Annotated in this window: 2 protein-coding genes; both read left to right on the top strand. The window is 42.6% G+C overall.

Translation table 11 applies throughout. From position 1 onward, the window contains the following. Positions 1 to 239: 239 nt before the first annotated feature. Entirely contained in the window at positions 240 to 764 is a 525-nt protein-coding gene (locus ICL16_RS37930) for a hypothetical protein (RefSeq protein ID WP_190836744.1), read from the top strand. Positions 765 to 770: 6 nt separating this feature from the next. Beyond that, the coding region (locus ICL16_RS37935; protein WP_190836745.1) for a P-loop NTPase family protein at positions 771 to 1,426 on the top strand (656 nt) is incomplete at its 3' end.

The raw sequence follows: 1,426 nt of genomic DNA on the forward strand, positions 1-1,426 counted from the left end.
GGATTCCCCTTATGGAGTAACGGGCGTGAATCAGAGTATAGCTATTAGGTTTTGAAGTAAATATGATGACTAAACGAATTTTTGGTGTAAATGCAATGTGAATAAGTTCAAGTATTCTTTATGAACTTTTTACGATAAATCACTCTATAAATGTGAACCAAACTTTTTCCTATTTTCAAAAAAAATAAAGGAAAATACTTAAATAAGAAACCAGTTATTTGAATGCGTACTAGATATTAATGACTCCACAGCAAGACACTGAACGAATAAATAAAGACAAAATACCATCCGCAATAGAGGCACTGAGGGGGTTGGATGCAAAGGAACTACCTGATGTGCCTGCTAGAGTTGCAATCCGAAAAATGAGGCGGCAGATTGAGCGGGTACTGAAGCTTGGCTATACCTACGATGAGGTATCTGAAGTATTGGCAGGTTTGGACATCCACATTAGTGGTAGTCGGTTGAAATATCTATTAGGAGAAGTTAGGAAATCAACCCGTACTAGAAAGAAGAAAGCTGACGAGTTCGAGGGGTCATCGCAAGCAGGAACTGATGAATCTCTTGAGCTGGTTGGGGATGAGTCTGAGAAGAATGGTTTGGAGAAATCTCAGCCAGTACAGCAGGAGACGCAACCACGGTCGCCAGGGAAACCAAAAGCACAGTCGCAACCAAAGCCGCGAGTACAGTCAGAAACTCCTGTGGAACCACCCACTGTGGATGCAGCAAGTGATGATTATCAACCAATGGTATTGAGAAGGAGGTAAACACAAATGCCAGATATTCATGGTGTAGGGGGCGAGAAAGGTGGCGTGGGGAAGTCCACCGTCTGCAAACGCATTCTCGAATACCTCCTAGAAAGTGAAATCTCTTTTATCGCCTTTGATACTGATAGGTCTGCTCCTGATTTGAAGAAGGCTTACAAAAAGCAAGGTATTGATATTAGAGAAGCATACTTCTCAGAAGCGGTAGACAAACAAGATGCAGCATCTGTGATTGTGGATGTGGCAGATGAAGCCACGGTGTTGTTAAATCTGAGTGCAGCTTCCTTTGATGCAGTTAGCACTTGGATTAAAGAGAACGAAGTGCTGGAGGCGATCGCCGGAGAGAATGAATTCTACTTGTGGTTTGTAACTGATGGTGGGGTGGAGTCAGTTAGTTCTCTGTATCGTTCGTTGGCGACATATGGCAAGCAAATACACCACATCCTAGTCAAGAATGAGGGTGTTAATCGTAGTAAGGATTGGCGACTAATTGACTCAGACCAACGCTTGCAAACGCTAATCAAACAGTGTGGTGTACTAGAGTTGGTTTTCCCAGAGTTTTATGGTGTGGAAACTTTTAGGATTATTCGAGATAACAGCTTGGGATTTGCAGAAGCATTGGATAAAGCAAATGATTTGGGTTTTGGGAAGATTGACCGCCAAAG

The sequence above is a fragment of the Iningainema tapete BLCC-T55 genome (genome assembly GCF_014698965.1).
Taxonomy (GTDB): Bacteria; Cyanobacteriota; Cyanobacteriia; order Cyanobacteriales; family Nostocaceae; genus Iningainema; species Iningainema tapete.